17 protein-coding genes are annotated in these 20,308 nt (G+C 62.5%); 16 read left to right on the forward strand and 1 reads right to left on the reverse strand.

Features of this window, described 5'->3' with window-relative positions; genetic code table 11:
• Positions 1-1,040 precede the first annotated feature (1,040 nt).
• The 16 genes from KGJ62_08180 to KGJ62_08255 all read left to right on the forward strand — a co-directional run bounded on the left by KGJ62_08180 (position 1,041) and on the right by KGJ62_08255 (position 19,826).
• Positions 1,041-3,548 (forward strand): DUF4838 domain-containing protein, encoded by a 2,508-nt coding sequence (locus KGJ62_08180; GenBank protein ID MDE2126552.1) that lies wholly within the window; start codon positions 1,041-1,043, stop codon positions 3,546-3,548.
• A gap of 85 nt (positions 3,549-3,633) precedes the next feature.
• Positions 3,634-6,156, forward strand: coding sequence for a hypothetical protein (locus KGJ62_08185; protein ID MDE2126553.1), 2,523 nt, complete (start codon positions 3,634-3,636; stop codon positions 6,154-6,156).
• Between the two features lie 112 nt (positions 6,157-6,268).
• Positions 6,269-7,243, forward strand: a complete 975-nt coding sequence (locus tag KGJ62_08190; protein MDE2126554.1) for a hypothetical protein — start codon at positions 6,269-6,271, stop codon at positions 7,241-7,243.
• On the forward strand, positions 7,240-8,232 hold the full coding sequence (locus KGJ62_08195) for an ABC transporter permease (protein ID MDE2126555.1): 993 nt from the start codon (positions 7,240-7,242) through the stop codon (positions 8,230-8,232). The genes KGJ62_08190 and KGJ62_08195 overlap by 4 nt, the downstream gene beginning before the upstream one ends.
• 8 nt (positions 8,233-8,240) lie before the next feature.
• Positions 8,241-9,239 (forward strand): ABC transporter permease, encoded by a 999-nt coding sequence (locus KGJ62_08200; protein ID MDE2126556.1) that lies wholly within the window; start codon positions 8,241-8,243, stop codon positions 9,237-9,239.
• Between the two features lie 514 nt (positions 9,240-9,753).
• Entirely contained in the window at positions 9,754-9,960 is a 207-nt protein-coding gene (locus KGJ62_08205) for a hypothetical protein (protein ID MDE2126557.1), read from the forward strand.
• A complete protein-coding gene (locus tag KGJ62_08210; GenBank protein MDE2126558.1) occupies positions 9,957-11,006 on the forward strand; it encodes a hypothetical protein in 1,050 nt (349 codons plus the stop codon). Before KGJ62_08205 ends, KGJ62_08210 begins: the two co-directional genes overlap by 4 nt.
• 114 nt (positions 11,007-11,120) lie before the next feature.
• Positions 11,121-11,309 carry a hypothetical protein gene (locus tag KGJ62_08215; GenBank protein ID MDE2126559.1) on the forward strand — a complete coding sequence of 63 codons (189 nt, stop codon included), beginning with the start codon at positions 11,121-11,123 and terminating at the stop codon, positions 11,307-11,309.
• Positions 11,310-11,454: 145 nt separating this feature from the next.
• Entirely contained in the window at positions 11,455-12,498 is a 1,044-nt protein-coding gene (locus KGJ62_08220) for a substrate-binding domain-containing protein (GenBank protein ID MDE2126560.1), read from the forward strand.
• Between the two features lie 134 nt (positions 12,499-12,632).
• Complete coding sequence (locus KGJ62_08225; GenBank protein ID MDE2126561.1) at positions 12,633-13,880, forward strand: ankyrin repeat domain-containing protein; 1,248 nt, start codon at positions 12,633-12,635, stop codon at positions 13,878-13,880.
• A 154-nt stretch (positions 13,881-14,034) separates the two neighbouring features.
• Positions 14,035-14,562 (forward strand): hypothetical protein, encoded by a 528-nt coding sequence (locus KGJ62_08230; protein ID MDE2126562.1) that lies wholly within the window; start codon positions 14,035-14,037, stop codon positions 14,560-14,562.
• A gap of 20 nt (positions 14,563-14,582) precedes the next feature.
• On the forward strand, positions 14,583-16,772 hold the full coding sequence (locus KGJ62_08235; protein MDE2126563.1) for a hypothetical protein: 2,190 nt from the start codon (positions 14,583-14,585) through the stop codon (positions 16,770-16,772).
• Positions 16,773-16,820: 48 nt separating this feature from the next.
• Positions 16,821-17,270: a hypothetical protein gene (locus tag KGJ62_08240; GenBank protein MDE2126564.1), complete on the forward strand. Its 450-nt coding sequence runs from the start codon at positions 16,821-16,823 to the stop codon at positions 17,268-17,270.
• A 37-nt stretch (positions 17,271-17,307) separates the two neighbouring features.
• Positions 17,308-17,985 (forward strand): hypothetical protein, encoded by a 678-nt coding sequence (locus KGJ62_08245; GenBank protein MDE2126565.1) that lies wholly within the window; start codon positions 17,308-17,310, stop codon positions 17,983-17,985.
• Positions 17,986-18,006: 21 nt separating this feature from the next.
• Positions 18,007-18,516 carry a hypothetical protein gene (locus KGJ62_08250; GenBank protein MDE2126566.1) on the forward strand — a complete coding sequence of 170 codons (510 nt, stop codon included), beginning with the start codon at positions 18,007-18,009 and terminating at the stop codon, positions 18,514-18,516.
• A gap of 38 nt (positions 18,517-18,554) precedes the next feature.
• Positions 18,555-19,826 carry a M48 family metalloprotease gene (locus KGJ62_08255; GenBank protein ID MDE2126567.1) on the forward strand — a complete coding sequence of 424 codons (1,272 nt, stop codon included), beginning with the start codon at positions 18,555-18,557 and terminating at the stop codon, positions 19,824-19,826.
• 26 nt (positions 19,827-19,852) lie between these two features.
• Here KGJ62_08255 and KGJ62_08260 read toward each other — a convergent pair whose 3' ends face one another.
• A complete protein-coding gene (locus tag KGJ62_08260; protein ID MDE2126568.1) occupies positions 19,853-20,308 on the reverse strand; it encodes a hypothetical protein in 456 nt (151 codons plus the stop codon).

Genomic DNA, 20,308 nt, shown 5'->3' on the forward strand with positions numbered 1-20,308 from the left:
GCCGGCGCGCGGTGCCCGGCCTGCGGGCCGCGGCACGGAAGATGTGACCGCGGTGAACCTGCTCTCAAATGGACCGGCCCAGTCCGCGCTCCAGTGGCGACCGCCAGCGTCGGCGACGCGCGTCGCTGAGTTCCACAGTTTGCCATAGCATAATGCGGCCCGGCCGGCGTAATCACAGATGGCTCCGCTAACGTGCTCAGCAACAACCTCTACGACGCGTTTGGTGTGCTAATGTACACCAGCGGCTCGGGCGTAACGCAGTGGCGCTTCCAGGGCCGGTTCGTTGAGGAGGAAGGGCTGGTGGCGAGCGCCGCGGGCAAAGGGGATGTGCTGGTGGGGAGGGTTACGCCGCTGAACGCAAAGCAACACGCCCCACCCAAACAAGGGCCGGTCGCACGACCCAGGCGGGCACGACAGCGACCGCACCTTGTGCCAGGATGCAGATTCCGGCTGCCGCATTAGTCTTGTTTATCGCATTTCAGCAGGCGTCCCGCGCTGGGGTACGCGCTCACGACATGGGACCAACGCGACATATAGGACATATAGGTTCGCGCACACGTGGTCAGTAAGCGGAGCAGTGGCACTTGGCCGTGCGCCAGGCGCAGATTCCGGCTGCCGCATATGTCTCATATGTCCCATTGGTCGCATTTCAGCAAGGGTCCCGCGCTGCTATCACGTTTGATTGGGGTGCGCGCCCACCAGATAGGACATATAGGTTCGCACACACGTTGCCGGCAAGCGGAGTAGCGCACCCGCGCCGCGGATGAATCTCAGCGGGATGGTTCCGGCTGTGCGCCACGCATCGGTTCCGGTGCCGCATACGTCTCATATGTCCCATTGGTCGCATTTCAGCAAGCGCCCCGCACTGGGGTAGGCGCTAACCAGATGGGACCAATGCGGCAAGTAGGTTCACGCAGACGTGGCTAGCAAGCGGAGCGGCGGCGCGCGGCTGTGCGCCAACCTGCTGTCCCGGCAGGAATCCGAACCGCGCCGTCGGAATTGCCGTCTGGAAGCGACGGGGTGACAAGGATGGTGCGATCTTGATAAGCCGACGAGATCTGGTTGCCGGGCTGTTAGCCACTGCTGCCGGTACCGCTGGTTCAGCGGGCGCTGCGCGACACGAAGCCGGTCAGGATGCGGAAGTGACGCTCGTGAAAGACGGGGCGGCGCGCAGCGTCATCCTGATTCCGGATGACGCCCCGGCGCCTGTGCGTTACGGGGCTGCCCAGCTTCAGCACTTTCTGGCCGCGATGTCGGGGGCCAAGATACCCATCCGGACACCTGGGGCTACAGCCGGTTACGCTGCAGCCATTCAGCTGCAATCCGACTCCTCACTGGGCTCCGAGGAGTTCGCGATTCACGCCACCGGAAATGACCGCGGCGGAGCAGTCGTCATCCGGGGCGGCGGAGACCGCGGCGTGCTGTATGGCTGCTTCTACCTGCTGGATGAGATGCTGGGCTGCCGTTGGTTCACGCAGACTGCCTCGTTGATTCCCCGGCGCAGCTCCATCGGCGTGCCGGTCGGCGACGTTCGGCAGAAGCCGGCGTTTGAGTATCGTGAGCCTTATGCCGCAGAGTGCTTTGTGAAGGAGTGGACGGTTCGCAACCGCCTCAACGGCAGCCACTATCCGCTGGATGCCTCCGTTGGAGGCCGCGTGGAGTACGGGCCGTACTTCGTCCATACGTTCAGCGTGATCATTCCACCGGAAAAGTACTTCGCCAGCCATCCCGAGTACTTCAGCATGGTCAACGGTAAGCGGATGAATGGATATGCCCAGCTCTGTCTGACCAACCCCGACGTGCTGCGCATCACCATCGACACGGTGAAAGACTGGATCCGCAAAAACCCGCAGGCAACCATCTTCTCGGTCTCACAGAACGATACCTACTACTTCTGCCAATGCCCGCTCTGCAAAGCCATCGACGATGCGGAAGGCGCGCCATCGGGGTCGCTGCTGCGCTTTGTGAATGCGGTGGCTGCCGCAATCGGCAAGGAGTACCCGCACGTACTGATCGATACGCTGGCATACCAGTGGTCTGAAGACCCGCCTCGCATCACTCGCCCGCTGCCCAACGTGCGCATCCGTCTGGCGCCGATCGGAGCGTGCGTAGCCCATGCGTTCGACGGCTGCCCCGCCAACTCCCACGTCTATGCCAACCTGCAGGCCTGGAGCGCCATCACCGGGCAGCTCTACATGTGGCACTACAGCACCAACTTCGCGGCCTATCTGCAGCCTTTGCCAAACCTCAACGAAATCGGCGCCGATCTGCCGTTGATGAAGAAGCATGGGGTGGTAGGCGTCTTCTATGAGGGCGATTATGCGCGGGGCGGAGGCGGCTTCGATCAGGAGCTGAACAGTTACCTGATGGCCAGGCTGATGTGGGACCCAACCCGCGCTCCCGGCCCGATTATTCGCGAATACCTTCGTGGAGTTTACGGCGCCGGCGCCAAGGGTGTGCAGCGATGGTTGACCCGGCTGCATCAGCCTTCGGTGGAGCATGGCGTGGATGCCCACATCTATGATGGGTCTGGCGCAGCCTACCTTGCCCCGGCTACGCTCCTCGCCGGCGACGCGGACCTTGTCGGCGCGGCTGCCGCCGCGCGTCCAGGCGAGCATCGCGAGGCGGTAGAGCGCGCTCGGCTCGGCATTCAGTATACGCGGTTGGTACAGAAGCAGCCTGCCTATGCCGTCACGGGCGAAGAGTACGCCCCAGAGATCGGTCCGGACTATCAATCGCTTGAATCGGCCGTAACGCAGAAGATTCACCGGTACGGCATCACACAGATCCGGGAGGGCCAGGAGGTATCGCACTTCTTCAACTGGCTCGCCGGCCGGCGCGTAAGCTATCCCCTAAACACACTTCAGGACGCCCGACTGCGTGTGGATGTGGTGCCGGCACTGGGCTGCCGGCTGCTCAGCCTCATCGACAAACGGTTTACGCGAAATCTGCTTCAGCCGGCGCGGCTCGGAGATGATGGCTACCCGGCGTCCGGCGGCTATGAGGAGTCACTGAGTGCCGGCTACCACGGACCGGGTTGGAACGCCGCGTTTGTGGTGGCATCCGCCGGCAGTGATCATCTCTCGGCGCATGCCGTGGTTGGGGCGCTGCACGTTCAACGCTCGCTTCGGCTGTCGGCCACGTCGCTGGTGCTTACGACGACCGTTGAAAACCGGTCCGAAAGCCCGCAGACCGTAACGCTTAGAACCCGGCCGCAGTTTGCCGCGGCTCCCGGGGCGGTGTGGGAGGTGGATTACAAGGAGGCAAATGGCGCCTCCTTAAAGTTGCCTCGCACCGTGGGAAACGGCAAGCCCCGAGATACGATAACCTTACCGAATACGCCCAGCACGATTCCGGACGGCGCGTGGAGCGTGAATCTGGGTGACTCCGTGGTGGCAATCCAGTTCGATCTGAAGCAGGTGGCCGAAGCCGTGTATGATCGTGACACGGCACAAGGTCGAGTGAACCTGGAACTGGTATCCGTACCGTGGCAGCTGGAACCCGGCGACAGGGCGACGTTTACGCAAACGTGGACCGTCTCCTCGTAAGCTCGGACGAGCCGTATGCAACAATGATGGGATCAAGCGGTCCGGACGCCCCCCATCCGCCGCGTCTGTTGCCGAGAGACCGTTATTGCGATCTGTTGCGCGTACCAACCTTGTGGCGCTTGCAGCCCTTGCGGCCATCGCTGCCGGCTTGCCGGCTGCTGGCCAGGCCGGCCAGCCGGTTGCCCCTGCGCCGGAACAACGGCCGCCGTCTAGCCCGGGGACAACGCCGGGCGAAATACCATCGCTGCGTGGACCCTCTCCCGCCGCGGCGCCTCCCCCTCCGGCCGGCATCGATATCTATGCCGACGCGCTGGACGAAGGCGACGTTGCCTCCGGATTCTTCATGGCCCACGGCCATGTCAAGATCAGCTATGGCGATACCGTTGTAACTGCAGACCGTGTGCAGGGGAATGATCACGAGATCATCCTCAGCGGTTCGGCCAAGCTGGTGACCGATGGCGTCACCTCGTATGCAACGGCGGTGCATATCTATCCGCGCGAGCAGGCATTCCGCGTCGACCAGCCGCGAGCAACGTTTCAGCCGAGCTTTCTGCAGAACCGCATCACGTCTCCGCTGTTCGTAAATGGCGGTGCATTTGAGGCAAATACCAGCGGCTATGCGCTGGCGAGCGGCTTTGCGGCAACCACCTGCATCCTCTCCAAGCCGCACTACGAACTGCTGGTAGGCTCAGCGGAGGTCCTTCCGCACCAGCGCATCATCCTGAGGCACGTTGGAGTAGTGCTGTTTGGCGCGCACCTTCTGGTCCTGCCCGAAATCGTGATTCCGCTCAACAACCGCGCACGCCGGCTGCGCACCAACTATCTTCCGGAGGTGGGCGAGAATCTCCAGGAGGGCTACTTCGCGCGGTTTCCGTACACGTTTGCCGAGGGCAATGGCGCCGCCACTTTTACCCGGTTCGACGTTACGCAGAAGCGGGGCGAAGGCTACCGCATTGAGCAGGACTATCTGGCCGGCAAGCAGCGCAGCGCCTTCGACACCTCACAGTACAGCAGCGGCGCGCAGAGCGCCGGCGCCTACAACGCGGCTTATGGCTTCAACACATTCGGCGGCCGGTTCGGAGTTCTGGGTTCCGGGGCCGGCCCCGAAAACGGTGGCTTCCTCGCCCTGCAGGGTTATTTTGCCGACGGATTCAGCCGTAACTTCTCGGCAACCTACCAGCACCAACAGTCCATCGGTTCCGGCAACCACATCCTCTTCTCCTCCGAGCTCGATCGGAACAGCTACGGCGCCAACAGCTTTGGATCAGGAATTGCCGGCGGCGTCACCAGCGACAGCAGCCAACGCAGTCGCTTCGATTTCAGCCACCAGGACGCCGCTCATGGCGTGCAGGGTGACCTGGGGATCAACCTCTCCAATGCCGACACCGGGGGACTATCGTCCAGCCAGCTCACGGCGGATTATCGCCAATCGTTCGATTTCGGCTCGTCGGGCACGACACACAACAGCCTGAACTATGAGTTCGATCTCAGCCGGTACCTCACATCGGGCAGCGGCGTTGCGGCACAGAACAGCGCGACGCTCGATTCGAGCCTGGAGTTCCAGCACACGGCTCCAGACTACCAGCTGACGCTGTCTGCAAACGACACCACCAACCTCAGCGGCTCCCGTGGACTGGGGTTTGGCACGCTGGAGAAGCTGCCGGAGCTGATGGTGAGCGCCGACACGTACAACTTCAAACGTGGGTGGCTTCACCGTATACCGGCTCATCTGGAGTTCGGCATGGGGCAGTACTCCGAGCCGGCAAACAACACCGTGAACGACCGGCTGGCGATGGGCTTCACCGTGGATGACATGCAGCTGGTAAAAGGCGCCACACAGGTGACCTACGGCGGCGGGTTTGAACAGCGGATCTACAGCGACGGCGCGGCGCAGTACCAGGTTCAGCAGGATGCCCACCTGCGCCAGAGGCTGTGGGGCCGATCCGGTTTCGATCTCAGTTACAACTACCAGCAGCCGGAGGGTGGAACGCCGTTCCTTTTCGATACCTACACGCGCACGCACGACCTTGCACTGGACGCGGGGTACATCGATGACCAGCACGTTCAACTGACGCTCCGGACCGGTTACGACTTCCTGGGGACCTCGCAAAGCAACCCGTGGCAGCTGCTCTCTGCGCACGTGATGCTTCGCCCCAACAACTCACTGCGCTACGATGCCCTGGCCACCTTCGACCCCAATCGCGGCAGGCTCTTTGGCATTACAAACAGCCTCAAGATTCGGGGCCGGCACAACACAGCAATCGATCTGTACGCGCAGTACGACCCGACGCAGCATGCCGGACTGCTGAGCCACTTTCCGGAGCTCGACAGCCAGTTCACCATTCCGTTCTGGCGCAACTGGCGCATCGCGGGCCTGCTGCGCTTTAACGGACAGATCCGCAAATTCGAAAGCCGCAATATCCAGCTGACCCGCGATTGGGACTGTATGCAGGCCAGCTTCAGTTACACCGAATCGACGTACGGCTTCGGCGTGCAGCGCTCCATCTACTTCATTCTCAAGATTAAGGCGCTGCCGTTTTTCCACAGCTTCGACCGCGGACCCAGCGGCCAGTCTTTGGGACCATCCTTCGACGACTTCGGCTTTTGATAGGTAAGGCGCGTCGCAACTTCCGGTGCACACCGAACCGAAAGCGCTGCACGTACTGCATGGTATCATGATGGCGTGTGCGCCACGTGCGCGCATGCACGGAGATGGCAATATGATCGATCGACGCCGGTTTCTCGCCTCGGGCCTCTATGGCGCCGGAGCGCTTGCCACCGGCATCTACTGGCAGTCGCGATTCGGCCAATCCGGCGATCCTGTTGTGCACCACGACCCTGAGGGATCTGCGCTGCAGGTTTTCCCTCCGGACAACGCGTGGAACACGCCCGTTACCGACGCCCCGGTGGATCCGCTTTCGGCGCTCTACATCTCTACAATTGGCGCGGATACACCGCTCCACCCCGACTTTGGGACCGTTTGGGACGGCGCGCCGCTGGGCATACCCTATATCTATGTTCATTCATCGCAGCCCAAGGTGCCCGTAACCTTCACGTATAACGACGAGAGCGACCCCGGTCCCTATCCGATTCCCGACAATGCCCCAATCGAGGGCGGCCCAAACAGCGACGGTGATCGACACGTGCTGGTAATTGATGTGGATAGCCACATCCTGTACGAACTGTACAATGCTCGCAAAACTTCGGACGGGTGGTCCGCCGATTCCGGAGCCATTTATCACCTCGATTCCAACAAGCTCCGTCCAGCCGGTTGGACTTCGGCGGATGCTGCCGGCCTGCCCATATTCCCGGGCCTGGTACGCTACGATGAGTTGGAGCGCGACAAGGCGATCCGCCATGCGCTGCGGTTCACCTGCCAACACACCCAACGCGCCTACGTCTATCCGGCGCGGCACTTTGCTAGCAAATCGTCCAATCCGTCGCTGCCGCCGATGGGTATGCGCGTTCGCCTGCGCGCCGATTTTGATACCAGCAGCTTTTCCTCCAAGCCGCGCATCATTCTGAAGGCCCTGAAGGAATACGGTATGTTCCTGGCCGATAACGGTGGCAACTGGTTTTTAAGCGGTGCGCCGGATCCGCGCTGGAGCGATGAGGTCTTGCATACGCTGACGCGGGTGCACGGCCGCGATTTCGAGGTGATCCGAATGGATCATATCGTGCGCGCCGGCGGATGAGTGCGCGCCCGTCGTCGCACCGCCTGCCACGGCTCCGCGAAGCGGGCATCCTCTTCTTTATCCTCGCCATCGCCGCCACGGCCCGCGCCGTTCAGCCCGCGTTCTTTCAAAGCGAAAACCTGCGAAACATCCTGCTCGATCTGCCGATTATCGTCACCGCGGCGATGGGCATGAGCCTGGTTCTGCTGACGCGTCAGATCGACCTTTCGGTTGGCAGCGCGCTTGGCCTGTGCGGTATGGCCGTGGGACTTACGCTCAAATCGCATCCACAGCTCAGCGTCGGCACGGCGATGGCGCTTGGCGTGGGCCTCGGCGCACTGCTTGGAGCCGTCAACGGCGCACTTGTAACCGTGACGGCAATACCTCCCATCATCGCCACACTCGGAACGCTCAGCATCTATCGCGGGCTGGCGTTCATGGTTGCCCACGGCCGTGAAATCGATCCGTCGGACGTGCCGCAGCGGCTGCTGAACCTCTCGCGCGGATCTGCGGCCGGGGCGCCCGTTATTGTCTGGGTGGCTGCCGCCGTTGCAACGGCCACCGGGCTGTTTCTGGCGAGGATGCGTAGTGGGCGCTCTCTCTATGCCGTCGGGGGCAACCCGGATGCCGCGCGCCTGGCGGGCATCAACGTCAACCTCTGCAAGTTTCTCGCGTTCGTCGCAAGCGGCGCGCTCGCCGGCCTGGCGGCAGTACTCTATGCGTCGCGGTTCGGCTTCGTGAATCCCGGTGAAACCGGCGTGGGCTTCGAACTTGCCGTGATTGCCGCATGCGTCATCGGTGGCATCGACGTATTCGGCGGGGTCGGCAGCATCAGCGGCGCCCTGCTTGGCTGTCTGCTGCTCGCCGTGATGAACAACGCTCTGGCAGTCACCGGGCTCTCCGGCCGGTGGCAGCTGGCCGCTTATGGCGCGATGATCCTGCTTGGGATCGGGTCCGACGCATTGATCCGGGCGCGGCGCGGCGAAGTGAGCCCCGCCGACGTCTACTAGCGCGCCCTATGCCGCAAGCTGCAGCGCAAACCAAAGCGGCGCCGGCGCCCGGGTCGGTCGAGCGATACCTTCCCGAGATCGTCTGCTGCCTCCTTTTGATCGGCGCCTTTGTCGCCGGGTCGCACCTCTCACGCCATTTCCTCAACGCCCGGTACCTTTTGCAGGCAACCTCCGCCTACATGGAGACCGGGATTATGGCGTTGGCGATGACTCTCATTATCGTCGCCGGCAAAATCGATCTCTCGGTAGCGAGCACGCTCAGCCTGTCAGCCTGTGCCACGGCTCTGCTCAATACGGCGGCGGGCGTTCCTCTGCCAGTGGCGCTGCTCTGCGGCCTGCTGTTGGGAGGCCTGCTCGGGCTGCTGAACGGCTTGATGATTGTAAAGCTGCGACTTCCGTCGCTCACCGTGACACTGGGCACTCTGGCGCTCTACCGCGGCGTGGCCCAGATACTGCTCGGCGATCACAGCATTGCCCGTTTTCCCGATTGGTTTGCCGGGATCGACTACCGGTATGTAGGACCGCTGCCGCTGCCGCTGGTCCTGTTCCTGTGCCTGGCTGTGGGCGCGGCGGTGCTGCTCCACCGCACGGCGTTTGGTCGCACACTGTATGCCCAGGGCGCCGGCCACACAGCCAGTCGCTACTCCGGCGTGGCCGTGGGCCGAAACACGGTTGTGCTGTTCACGCTCTCCGGCCTGATGGCGGCTATCGCCGGGCTCATAATGACGTCGCGGCTCGGCGTCGCCCGGTTCGACCTGGGCCTCGGTTTGGAATTGAACGTCATCACTGCGGTCGTTCTGGGAGGCGCAGACATCTTCGGTGGACGCGGCACCATCTTCGGCACAGTTACCGCACTCTTTCTGCTCGGAATCGTGCGTGATGCGATGGGCGTCGCCAATATCACCGCGCAGGAGCAACTGATCGTGATGGGCGTTCTGCTGCTGCTATCGGTAGGGCTGGCGAATCTGCTGCGTGGTCGTGCCGGCGGCGCATTGAGGGGGCGTTGATCGCCTGACGCCTCACGTACGATTCCGACCGTCGCACGGCGCGCAATCCCTGCGCCGACGCTGGCGGGCGCGCATTCGGCACTTATGTGCGGTGCAAGTGGCCCCACTCCATAGGCTGACGTTTCCTCCGGTGCGGGCCGACCCCTGCCATGGGGCTTTCACCGCCGGTACCTGCCGCTGTACAAGATCCACGTCTCGCCGATGTTATTCCGAACACGACGCGCGGTCGCCAGGCGCCGTGGCAGAATCTCCGTGGGGTGGCTGCGGGTTGTCTGCGGCAGCCGCCGCTGCGTGCCACAGCTCCCAAACACAAACCGAGAACGTAGAAGAGTCGCCCGGCTGGACGATTTAGGGCGGGTTCTCACGGTTTGCCTGCTGAAGGTGACCGGGGGCAGAGCGGTTTTCAGATTGTCAGCGCGCGCTGTTGGTGGCAAGCTGGCTATTGGAGCGGATTTGCAGGTATTGTTGCGGCGTCGCCGGAAACGAACTCATTTCGGTCATTTCCGCTGTATGGGTGCCAGCGGTAGGCGTTGACGCCATAATCGGCGGGGTCGGTCTCGGTGTCTGGGGCGATGTGTCCGAAGGCGACGAGAACCTCGGACCGGCCAAGAGGAGCATCAAGGGATGGATCGGCCGCATCGATCGGTGGATGGCTCCGCCAAAGCCGCCAACGCAGGGTCCGCCGGAGCCTGGCGGCATCGCCCGCCCAGGCGCCGAATGAGCCTGTTGTCGCGGCTCGCTCGGCCAGAATGGCAGACGACGGCGGTACCCAGCCAGGTACCGCGGCCCTCAGCATTGACGCACGCGGCGCTCGCTTTGCTGGTGCCGCTGTTCTTTGGCTTGCTGTGGGGAATACCACTGACGATGCACGGTGGCGCTCTCGGGGCTGCAGCGGCGTCGTTCGTGGTCATCGTCCTAGGTATTATTGTGAGTGTAGCGCTACCGTGGCCGCACGGCTTTTCGCCGCGAGTAACGGCGTCGGTCGGCGCGTCGATCGGCCTGGCGCTCGCCCTCCAGTGCTCTCTCCTCCTGCCCGCGTTTCCGGGTGTCGCCGTGGTACCAATTGTAGCAGTGGGCGCACTTCTCGGCCGCGTGTCGGACATAGCATGTGCAGAGTGCCAACGCCGGCGGCTCGCACGCTGGCGTGAGGCGAGGGATCTTGTCCCTTCCGTGCCCGCGACGGCTTGTGATGAGCAGCGGCGCCTGGATGACGCGTGGCGGCACATGGCTCGGATCGAGGTCCGCGCTATAGCTGTCGTGGCTATTGGGAGCGGAGCTGCCATGCTGGTTGCGTTGCTCACTCCGGCTGCCTTAGGCATGCCGCTTCTCCTGTTCGTGGGCCTCTCATTATTGGCGGTGATGCGCGTGCAAGCGGCTGTCGCCTACGACGCGGTGGCCCTCGAACAAGCCGCCACCCGCCGACCCGACAGCGTAGGGCCACTCCTGGATCGGGCACGCACCATCGGGCAGCCGTACCGCATGTGGTCGGAGAGTGGGCCCATAGTGCGGCTGCTGGACCTCTCCGGAGCTGAGGTGATTGATACCCTTTCGGCGCGTCAACTTCGTACGCTCGCCAGTATCCTTCAGCGGACGTCACCGCGTGTGCGGTCGCAATCGCAGTGGGCCTCGGACGCGCTGCGGACTTTGGACTGCGTGGCACGCTATAGTGACAGGGATCGACGGCTGCTAGGGCGCCGCCTCGCGCGTAGCCGCGTAGGGCGCCGCTTAGGGCCAATCACGCGCCAGGCGATTCGCGGCGGAGCGTAGCCGACGCGGTAAGCCGGCTGAGGCAGCCGCCTCACTTCGGAAACGCGGACCGGCTCAAACCGGTACGCGATTTCGGATACCCTGGATCCGGGAGGAAACCGCACCGGCGAAACGGTGGGAAGCGCCTCTAACAGCTTCACGATGGATAACGACGATGAGCTTACGGTGACCAGCGGCGGATCCTCGAACCGCTATTCGTACAACGCAAATGGCGAGCAGACCGACCGCTCGCTGGCCGACACCACCACCTCCACACAGTGCGCGGGCTCCGCGCCGGTGACGGAGACGCGTGACTGCCCATAGGTTGGCGCACGATTCCTCCGGAAAGGCGGGAAACCTCTCCAGGCCTTCGGTCGGGATCATAGATCAGGCAGCGCGGACACTTGACCGGCTTGCCGCTTTGGCGGTTAACTGGTGATCAAACAATTGGGGGCCGGGGGATATTGCAATGCTGCCGCCATACCGAGTTCGTCTCTTCGTCATCGCCGCTCTGCTTCCCGCTGCATTGGCGGCGGGTTGTTCCAAGCGATCGCCACAGGCGATCGCCGGCGGACACAAGGCCGCGACCGGGCCGGTAACCGTGGTCTACATTCCCAAGAACACGGGCAATCCTTACTTCGACAGCATTGTGCAGGGGTTCAAGAAGGGCTGTGGCGAACTGCACGACACTTTCACCACGGTCGCGCCGGCCACCGCCGATGCCGCTTCGCAGATTCCGTTTATCCAGGACCAGGTCCAGCGTGGGGTTTCGGCAATCGCCATATCACCCAACTCACCCGACGCAATCAAGCCGGCGCTGAAACAGGCGATGGCGCAAGGCATCGTGGTGGTTGCCGTAAATGGCGACATGCCGGGCAGCGAGGACGGCCGTGAGGCCTGTGTGCTCCCGATGGATTTCGGCATCACGGGAACCAGCCAGCTGGACCTGGTGAGCGGGTTGATCGGCGGAAAGGGCGACTTTGCCATACTGAGCGCCACCACGGACGCACCGGACCAAAACACCTGGATTGCTTCGATGAAAGCCGCGCTGAAGACGCCTAAATATGCCGGGCTGCACCTGGTGCAGATTGCGTACGGCAACGACGATCCGCAAAAGAGCCTTACCGAGGCGCAGGGGCTGCTCACCCAGTTTCCCAACCTGAAATGCATCGATGCGCCTACGTCGGTGGGTATCGCTGCCGCCGCACAGGCCGTGGAGGTAGCCAACGCCGCCGGACGCGTCCAGGTAACCGGGTTGGGCACACCGAACCAGATGCGACGATTTGTCAAGGACGGCACCGTCAAGAAGTTCGCCCTCTGGAGCCCGTTTGATGAAGGCTATCTCGCGGCATATCTCATCCACGGGATGGTCAAGGGCGCCATCAAGCCCGGCGCAGGCGTTTCATTTCCCGCCGGTACACTGGGAAACCGTCAGTTTGGCGCAAAGAACGTCGTGGTAACCGGGCCGCCACTGGTGTTCGACGCCTCCAACATCGACAAGTACCACTTCTAATCATGACCTCACCGCCTGTGATACGCGCGGGTTGATGCCATAGCCATTCTGTCGATTTGTATCCGGCAGATCGGCCGTCGATTTCTGTGTTGCCCGGTGCGCCCGGGCCGGCCATCCTTCACGGGAGAACTCCGATGGCTCTGCGCCATTTTCCGGTACGGCCCGACCTCGAACTCCTGACGGGTCAGGCCGGTGAACTGCTCAGCGCGCTGCACAACGGCGATGCTGCGGCCGCTGCCGAGTTCCGCCAGTTTCATCCTGATCCGGTTGCTGCGCAGAGCGCGCAGATGGTTGACGCACAGCTGGCGCTGGCGCGCAGTTACGGCTTGCCCAGTTGGCAGCGGCTGGTTACAGCCTGTCGCCTGACCGATGCCATCTGGCGCGGAGACGCCGAGACTGTGCGTACGTTAGTGCTCCAATATCCCGAACTGATCACCGAAGATGCCCGTGGCGTCAAGGGCAACTGGGGCCCTCCGATGTCGTACGCCGCCAACATCGGACAGGACTCTATCATCCGCATGCTGCGCGAACTGGGCGCCGAGGACGTCCAGTCGGCATTTGAGCGAGCATGCCTGCAGGGTAAATTGGATACCGCCCGAATGCTGGTCGACATGGGCGCCCGGATCCAGCCCGGCGTCATCATGGGCCCATGTGAGACTCAATCCGGTTCCGGCCTGGAGCTGCTGCTCGAGCTTGGCGCCGATTTCAGCGATGCCGCCGGTGACAGGGCCGCCCCAGTAGCATTGATTCTGGAAACGTACTGCCGCAATCCGGAAGGCAAACACCGATGCCTGGAGCTTGCCGCAGCCCATGGCGCCGAACTGCCCGATTCGGCGCCGATGGCTCTGCATCGCGGACGGCTCGATTTGTTGGAACGGCACCTGGCGAGAGATCCGGCCATGCTCACACGCACCTTCACACATGAAGAGATCTACCCGCCGGAAGTTGGATGCCATGAGGATGTGTCGCTGGCGCTCTGCGGCACCGAATTGGCGGGTGGCACCCTGCTCCACCTGTGCGTGGATTATGACGAACTGGAGATCGCCAATTGGCTGCTGGACCACGGCGCGGATGCTAACGCGCCGGCTGCCGTCGATTCCGATGGCTTCGGCGGTCATACACCGCTCTTCAACTGTGTTGTTTCGCAGGCGTATCTGGCCGGCATCCACCGCGATGGCACATGGGCGCAGCTCATCCTGGACCACGGCGCCGATCCCAATGCCGTGGCGTCGCTGCGAAAACGCCTCCGCTTTGTGGAGGATGAAACGATGCACCTCTACCACAACGTAAAGCCAATCAGTTATGGCCAGCGTTTTCACGAGCGTCGATGGGTCTGCACGCCGGCCCTCGACCTGATCGCCGCGCACGGTGGCACACTTTGATGTTTAAGATAACCTTACCAAAAACTGGTACAATAGCTGTTCATTAATGAAACTATTCGGTATCACCGCCGTTCTTGTTGGTGCTGTTGGCACTTTCCTCCTGGCGGGATGTGCTGGCAGCAACCAATCGAGAAACCAGCCGGACCTGATAATCATGATGGTCGACAACTCCGGCTCAACGGTCCGGTTCCGCGACCAGGCGTTTGTGGTCCTCAACCGGTTAACGGCGTACGCACATGCTAGGAACATTCCGGTAGAGCTTTGGGGCTACTCACGCGATGCGCAGTGCTTCTACAGCGCACAGGTTCCGGGGAACGACAGCGCCCTTGTGCCGGCGGAGTCAAATCACATGACCGGAATGGGTTCCGCGCAAAGCAAAACGAGGCCGGTACGAGCGATGGAACTCCTGCTGGCCGATGACGCATTCCAAACGGCCGCCCGACCATCCGTGCTCTTTGTCACGGACGGTGACAATGATTACACCGCGGACACCAGCAAGTTTCAGAGGGATTGCGCGATGATTGCCGCGCACCGGGGCGTACGGGTGCTCGTAGACGGTCTTTCGCCATCCAACCACGACACATGGGTCCGGGCGTTTCAAACGCTGCCACCTGGCCGGTTCACTACATATCAGGACGTAGTTAGCGACCGCGACTTTCGTAATGCGGTTGGATTGGATTGAGGCAACAACAGCAGCCGGCCATGGATGCCACTATAACGAATACGGCAAACGCTGGCGCCCCGGCGCAGGCGCCGGCCGCGCCAGAGATGCCGACTGAGTCGTTGCATCCGTGGCACGGCTCGCAGCGCGCCGCTCAGGCAGTGGGAAACGATATTCCCGACTGTAAGGACCTGATCGGGCGGTACGACGCGGCGATCCGGCTGATCGAACGATATGAGCCCCTTCGAGCTGCGCGTTTGAGGGACCGCGCGCTACGCGCAGCGGACGCTGAGGCGCGTTTGAGCGGCGTCCGGAGTGAGGAGGCCGCGTTTCATCTGCAATATGTCGAGCACGCGAAAGCCCAGGCGGCATCGCATCGCATTGAGATGGACAACTTGCAAACGAAACTGCAATCGGTACGCACGGAAGCTCGCGCTGACCTCGCTGAACTTCGCAATGGGTGCGAAGAGACCTATGCGCAATTGGCTGCGGCCGCGATAGACGCAGGACTGCCGATCCCGGTTTGTGTCCATCGCTCCGTTGGTGGAGTCGGTGCTCAAATGGATGATCCTGACGACTCGGAATCGGCTGACATTCCCGAACCGGAACCTGAGGTGGATGAGGGTCCAAACGCGCCTAGCGCGGAACCGATGTCCTCACGGAGCGACGTCGCGCCGGCTCGTGCGCGCCGTAGGTGGAACTGGCTTGGTCGGTGGCGCCGCCCGGACCCTACGACACCGAGCGCGTCCGTGATCGAACCGACGCCTCATCTCGCGGTGCCGCCGCTGCCTGACGGCTCTGGTCAGACGAGCCGCCCAGTTCCGACAGAATCACCGGAGGATGACTTCGAGCGCATCCGACGGAGCGCTGAGCGCCGCACCGAGACGGCAACAGTGCTGGCACAACGGGGCGGCTTCTGCATCCCAGAGCAGCCGGATGCGTCGAAGCGAAGCCGCGAAGTTATCTTGCACATGGTCAGCAACATTATCTTTACCGTGGCTTGCGGTACCGTGCTTGGCCTGAGCCTGTGTGCGATGATCGGCTTCAACATCAGGCAGATGCTGGAGGATGGGGAATGGGCATCGATATCCGGTCCCGTTATACTCGGCATCTTCTTGTTCTGGCTGTTTGGCCGCGTAATCGACGGCGGCACGGAACGCTGCGCATCTGCGTGTATGAATGCCGCACTCTGCCGCGATCCAGAACGTGCCGAAGCCTGGAGGCGACTCGGTTGGCCGCGACTAGCAGCCCTGATCCTCACCGTTGGCGTCATTATAGCGATTACCTCTATCGAGATATGCGTCGACAAGGAGGGGATCGTTCGCTTCATTAACATGCGTGGCGCGGGCGACAGCGCTGTCGCGGTGCGCCAGGCTAACGGTCGTGTTGCTTTGCAGCAGGTACCGCTGCATCTCGGCTGGCTGGTCCAATGGTTGCTGGCCGCATTCGCGGTCGTCCCCTTCGTCGCACTACACGTAGCTACTGCCTGGGAGCGCGGATTCCACGAAGTCAAGCGGAGCTGGTACGAATCCGAGCGCGCCCGCTGCGTGCACACGCTAGCGGAAAAGCTGCTGGCAGAGAGCGAGCGTGCGACAGAAGACAAACCTGTGGCGGACCTGGTGTTCGATCGGCAATCTGAGGCCGCACGCGATGAGACGTCCATGCTACCTCCGGCGGACAATAGACCAATACCTGCCGTGGTTGACCCTGCCCAAACGCCGGAGCCAACGCCTGGAGCGGGGGCGGTCCGTACGCCAGCACCACGGGATTACCGGCGAAACGGTCAATACCTACTCTCGTCGGCTGAGGTTCCTGACCGTACGACTAGCGGCGGAGTGCCCAGGGAATCGGCGAGCAACCTGCTGGACAGGCTTGCCGAATACAGGCAAGCTCTGTACCGGAGAAACGCCGCGAAGCAATACTGGGGCAAGGAAATACTGGCGCTTCGACAGGAGCTTGAACGCGTTCAAGCACTGCGGCCGGTCATACCGCAGGATTACAGCGAGCGTGCCCGCGCTCGGATGGATGCGGCGTGGGCGGATCTCCAGCACGCAGTGCACGCGTTCGACGATGAATATGGCCAATGCGTGAGCATGATGCATGCAAAGCGCCGTCCCGGCCGACTCCGCGCTATCGCGAGGCGTTTTTGGGGCGCGCCGGAAATAACTCAGGACGAGTTCGCCCGAATTGAGCCATCCGGCGGTTCCACCACACGCTCGACTTCAGCGTGAAACCCTGGCGTATAGGCCACGTCGAAGGATGCGATGGCAGGAGGAACCGTGAACAACGTTACATTCCGAACAGGTGGAGATTGGGACAGCACCACGCTGGCCAATAACGGCGAAGAGGTGCTGGCGAATGCGCTCAATGTGAAGCTGACCGCCGGACGCGACGAAGGCGGAAACCCCGCTAAAGGCGGGATTCAGCTCGGCGGTGAGATGACCGCATCCATCGTGCCGCAGGATAGCTCCCAGCAGGAGATCCCGATCTTCCCAGGACGCCTGCAGATCGACTTTCCGGGCCACGAAGTGATCGTGGAGAACACCAACCCCGGCTTTATGTTTGAGGTTACGCGCGTCTGGTACAATGGCGCCGACGTAACCAATGAAGTCCTCGATCTTGAGGTAGAGGTGAATGCCCAGACCAATGTGGTCCGAGCGTTCATCGTTCTCTTCAAGACTCATTTTTTGGGTGCGCCCGAAGTGGCCACCTTCACCATCTGGTCGTGACACGGCCCCCTGCCGGCAGTTCGCAGGAGAGACTCCCATGCTTCGTATAGCCCTTCGCTACAGAATCGCCCTAGTTGCCTGCGCCGCGGCGCTGCTCACCGGCTTACCGCGCCAGGCGGCGGCTCAGCGGTTTCGGGGCGGCGGCAGCTTCCACTCCTTCGGCGGAAGCAGTCGTTCATTTGGCTCGTTCGGCGGCGGCAGCCACTCGTTCGGCTCGCTCGGACGCAGCGGCGGCTCATTTGGTGGGGGCAGCCGGTCGTTAGGAGGCTCGTTTGGCTCCAGCCGCTCTTCCGGCTCGTTTGGCGGCGGAAAGCTGTTCGGCAACTCCCGGTCCGGCAGCGGCCGCTCCGGTTCATTCGGTTCCGCTTTCTCCGGTGGCTCGTTCGGGCGGCATGGCGCCTTCGGCAGCAGCGGTTTCGTGCACTCCAGCTCTATCTACACCTATGGTGGCAGGTCGGCGCCGGCGCGTTACTACGGCGGCTGGGGCGGTTACAGCTATGGCTGGGCGCACCCTGCCTGGTATTACTACACGCCGTTTTACCCATCGTTCTATTACTATCCGCCCTACTACAGCGGCGGTTACTACTATCCCGGCGGTTTCAACTGGTTCCATTCGCTCGTCAGCATTCTTGTCTTCGGATTTATTATCTGGCTGGTCATCCGGCTGTTTCGCGGGTTCGGTGGCGGCCGGCGCGTCCGGTACACCAACTATTGAGCCGGCACGAGGCCGCTTGCGGTGTTTGCTAAGCACACGCCGTCCGACCCGGCTCCGCAGCCTTCCGCCGCGGAGCTTGCGCGCATTCTTGGCGGCGGTCTCGTCCAGATCATCGTCAGCAACCTGCAGCCGCTCGTCTTCCATCTCTTTTTGAACCACCACCTGGTGGAGCAGACAGATGTCGAGGAGGTATCGGTGCTGGTCGAACTCCCGGAGGAAGATGGCCAACCGATGCTGCGCGCCACAATGACGCATGCCGTCACCAACGTGGCCGGCGAACGTCAAATGCAGAGTGCGGAGCTGTTTCCCTGCACTCTCGAGGTGGTTGCGGAGAATCGGCGATTCTCGATCACATGCAGCGACGTGGCCGACATCAACTCAGCCTGGATCGGAATCGGCCTCCTGCCGGATGGTTCCGCGCACGATCTGTCGGGCGTCCGATCTCTCAGGATGGTTCTCGCGGCAGGGATCCTGGATGCCAGGGTTACGTGGACAAACGGCCAGGAAGAGGAGCTGTTTCCAGCTCCGTGAACTCGTTTTGGCTGCGTAACGTATGAACTAAGCAGGGCATGTCGAGACCATTGGGCCAACAATCTGCAATCCGCTCGCTGCTTGCGCGCGCCGCGTGCGTCGCGCTGGGTTTCGCGCTGCTTCTGCCCGCATCGCGGGCAGTTGCCCTCGCGCAGGCCGGCCACACCAAACCTCCGACGGCCGCCAGGGATTCCGGCGTTGGGCCGGACGGCTACGCGGATGACGCCGAGGTCAAGCTTGGCCGCGAAAACGCCGACGAGTTCAACAAAACCGCCAAGTTTGTTACCGACCCGGCGCTGGTTGACCGCGTCACACGGATCGGTGACGCCATTGCCCACGTAGCCAACACCGTACCGATTCCGGCGCTGTGGGGAAGCTCGCAGCTGAAAAAGTTCCACTACACGTTCCGGGTTGTGGATGATCCCGATGTGAACGCCTTTTCGCTTCCCGGCGGGTTCATATACGTGTACAAGGGGCTGCTCAACTTCGTCCATTCGGATGATGAACTTGCCGGTGTGCTGGCGCACGAGATCACGCATGTGGATCACCACCACACGATGAAGCTGATGCACGAGAACGACAAGATACAGAAGTGGATCCTGCCGCTTGTCGCCCTCGGGGCCATTGCCAGCCACAGCGCAATGAATGGCGCGTACGATGTCTTTCTGGCCGCGAACCTCTACCAGACTGCGAAGATAAACACCTACGGCATACACGCGGAAGAAGATGCCGATCATGGCGCCATTCTGCTCCTGACGCACACCAAGTACAACCCGGTTGGCCTGTACAGCTTCATGCTGCGCGAGGCCGCTGACGAGCGCAACCACACCTACGGCAATCTCGGTATCTACCGCACGCACCCACCCGGCGCCGACCGCGCCACATCCGCGCGCGAGCTGTTGGAATCGCTGCATATACCTATCCGGCTGAGCGAAGTGGACCCGACGCTGCGCGCCACAGCGCGCACCGACCCGGCCGAGCCGGCGGTCGCGGTTTTGGCGATGCGCGGCGTGGATATCTGCCGCGTGGTGGGCATGGATGGCGAAACTGCTGTGCAGCGCGGGGATCGTATCGCGGCGCAGCTCAACAAGCTGGTGGATACCCATCTGCAATCGTGGGAGGTGCGCACCAACGCCGATAACAGCCGTGTGCTTTTTCGCGGGCTGCCGCTGCTAACTCCGGCCGACGCTGCTGCCCAGAACCAGACCGTGCCCCAACTCGCGCTCAGCGTGGGAGTTGCGATCGCCCAAATCGATCAAAAGGTTCAACTCGATTCGAACCCGCAGTACCCCACGCCTCAAGGGCATTGAGCCGGGTGAATCCGGGCCTTTAAGCCTCAGCGCTTCTGCCGGTACGCTACCCTGAAGACGGTCAGCGTCTTGCCGCCGTCGGATAGTGATCCATTGAACCGGCCATTGGCCGAAATACCGGCCCATTGCATCATCTCCGCCAGACCACGGTCCCGCTTCGCACCGGCCTCAACCTTCTTGAGGACCGAAAGTGCAAGGGTAAAGTGCACGGTTGCGCCATCGCGCCGGTACACGCCATGCCAGTTTTCCATACCGCTGGCCGCCGCACCCGCTCCTGGGGCAGTAAACTGCCACGTCTGGTCTGGATGCAGCGCAAACAGGCCGTAGCCGTCGGCGTCGGTGTAGGTTGCGTCTATACCTCTGGTGCAGCCGAACATAACCGCAGATGCGGGCAGCACGAGCAGCCAGGCGATCCATCGGAGACCAGCGCGCCGCCGCGCCGATCGGATCGGCCCCTCGCGAACAAACGGGCAATGCGGCAT

Source organism: Armatimonadota bacterium, from assembly GCA_028871815.1.
GTDB lineage: Bacteria > Armatimonadota > Chthonomonadetes > Chthonomonadales > Chthonomonadaceae > REEB205.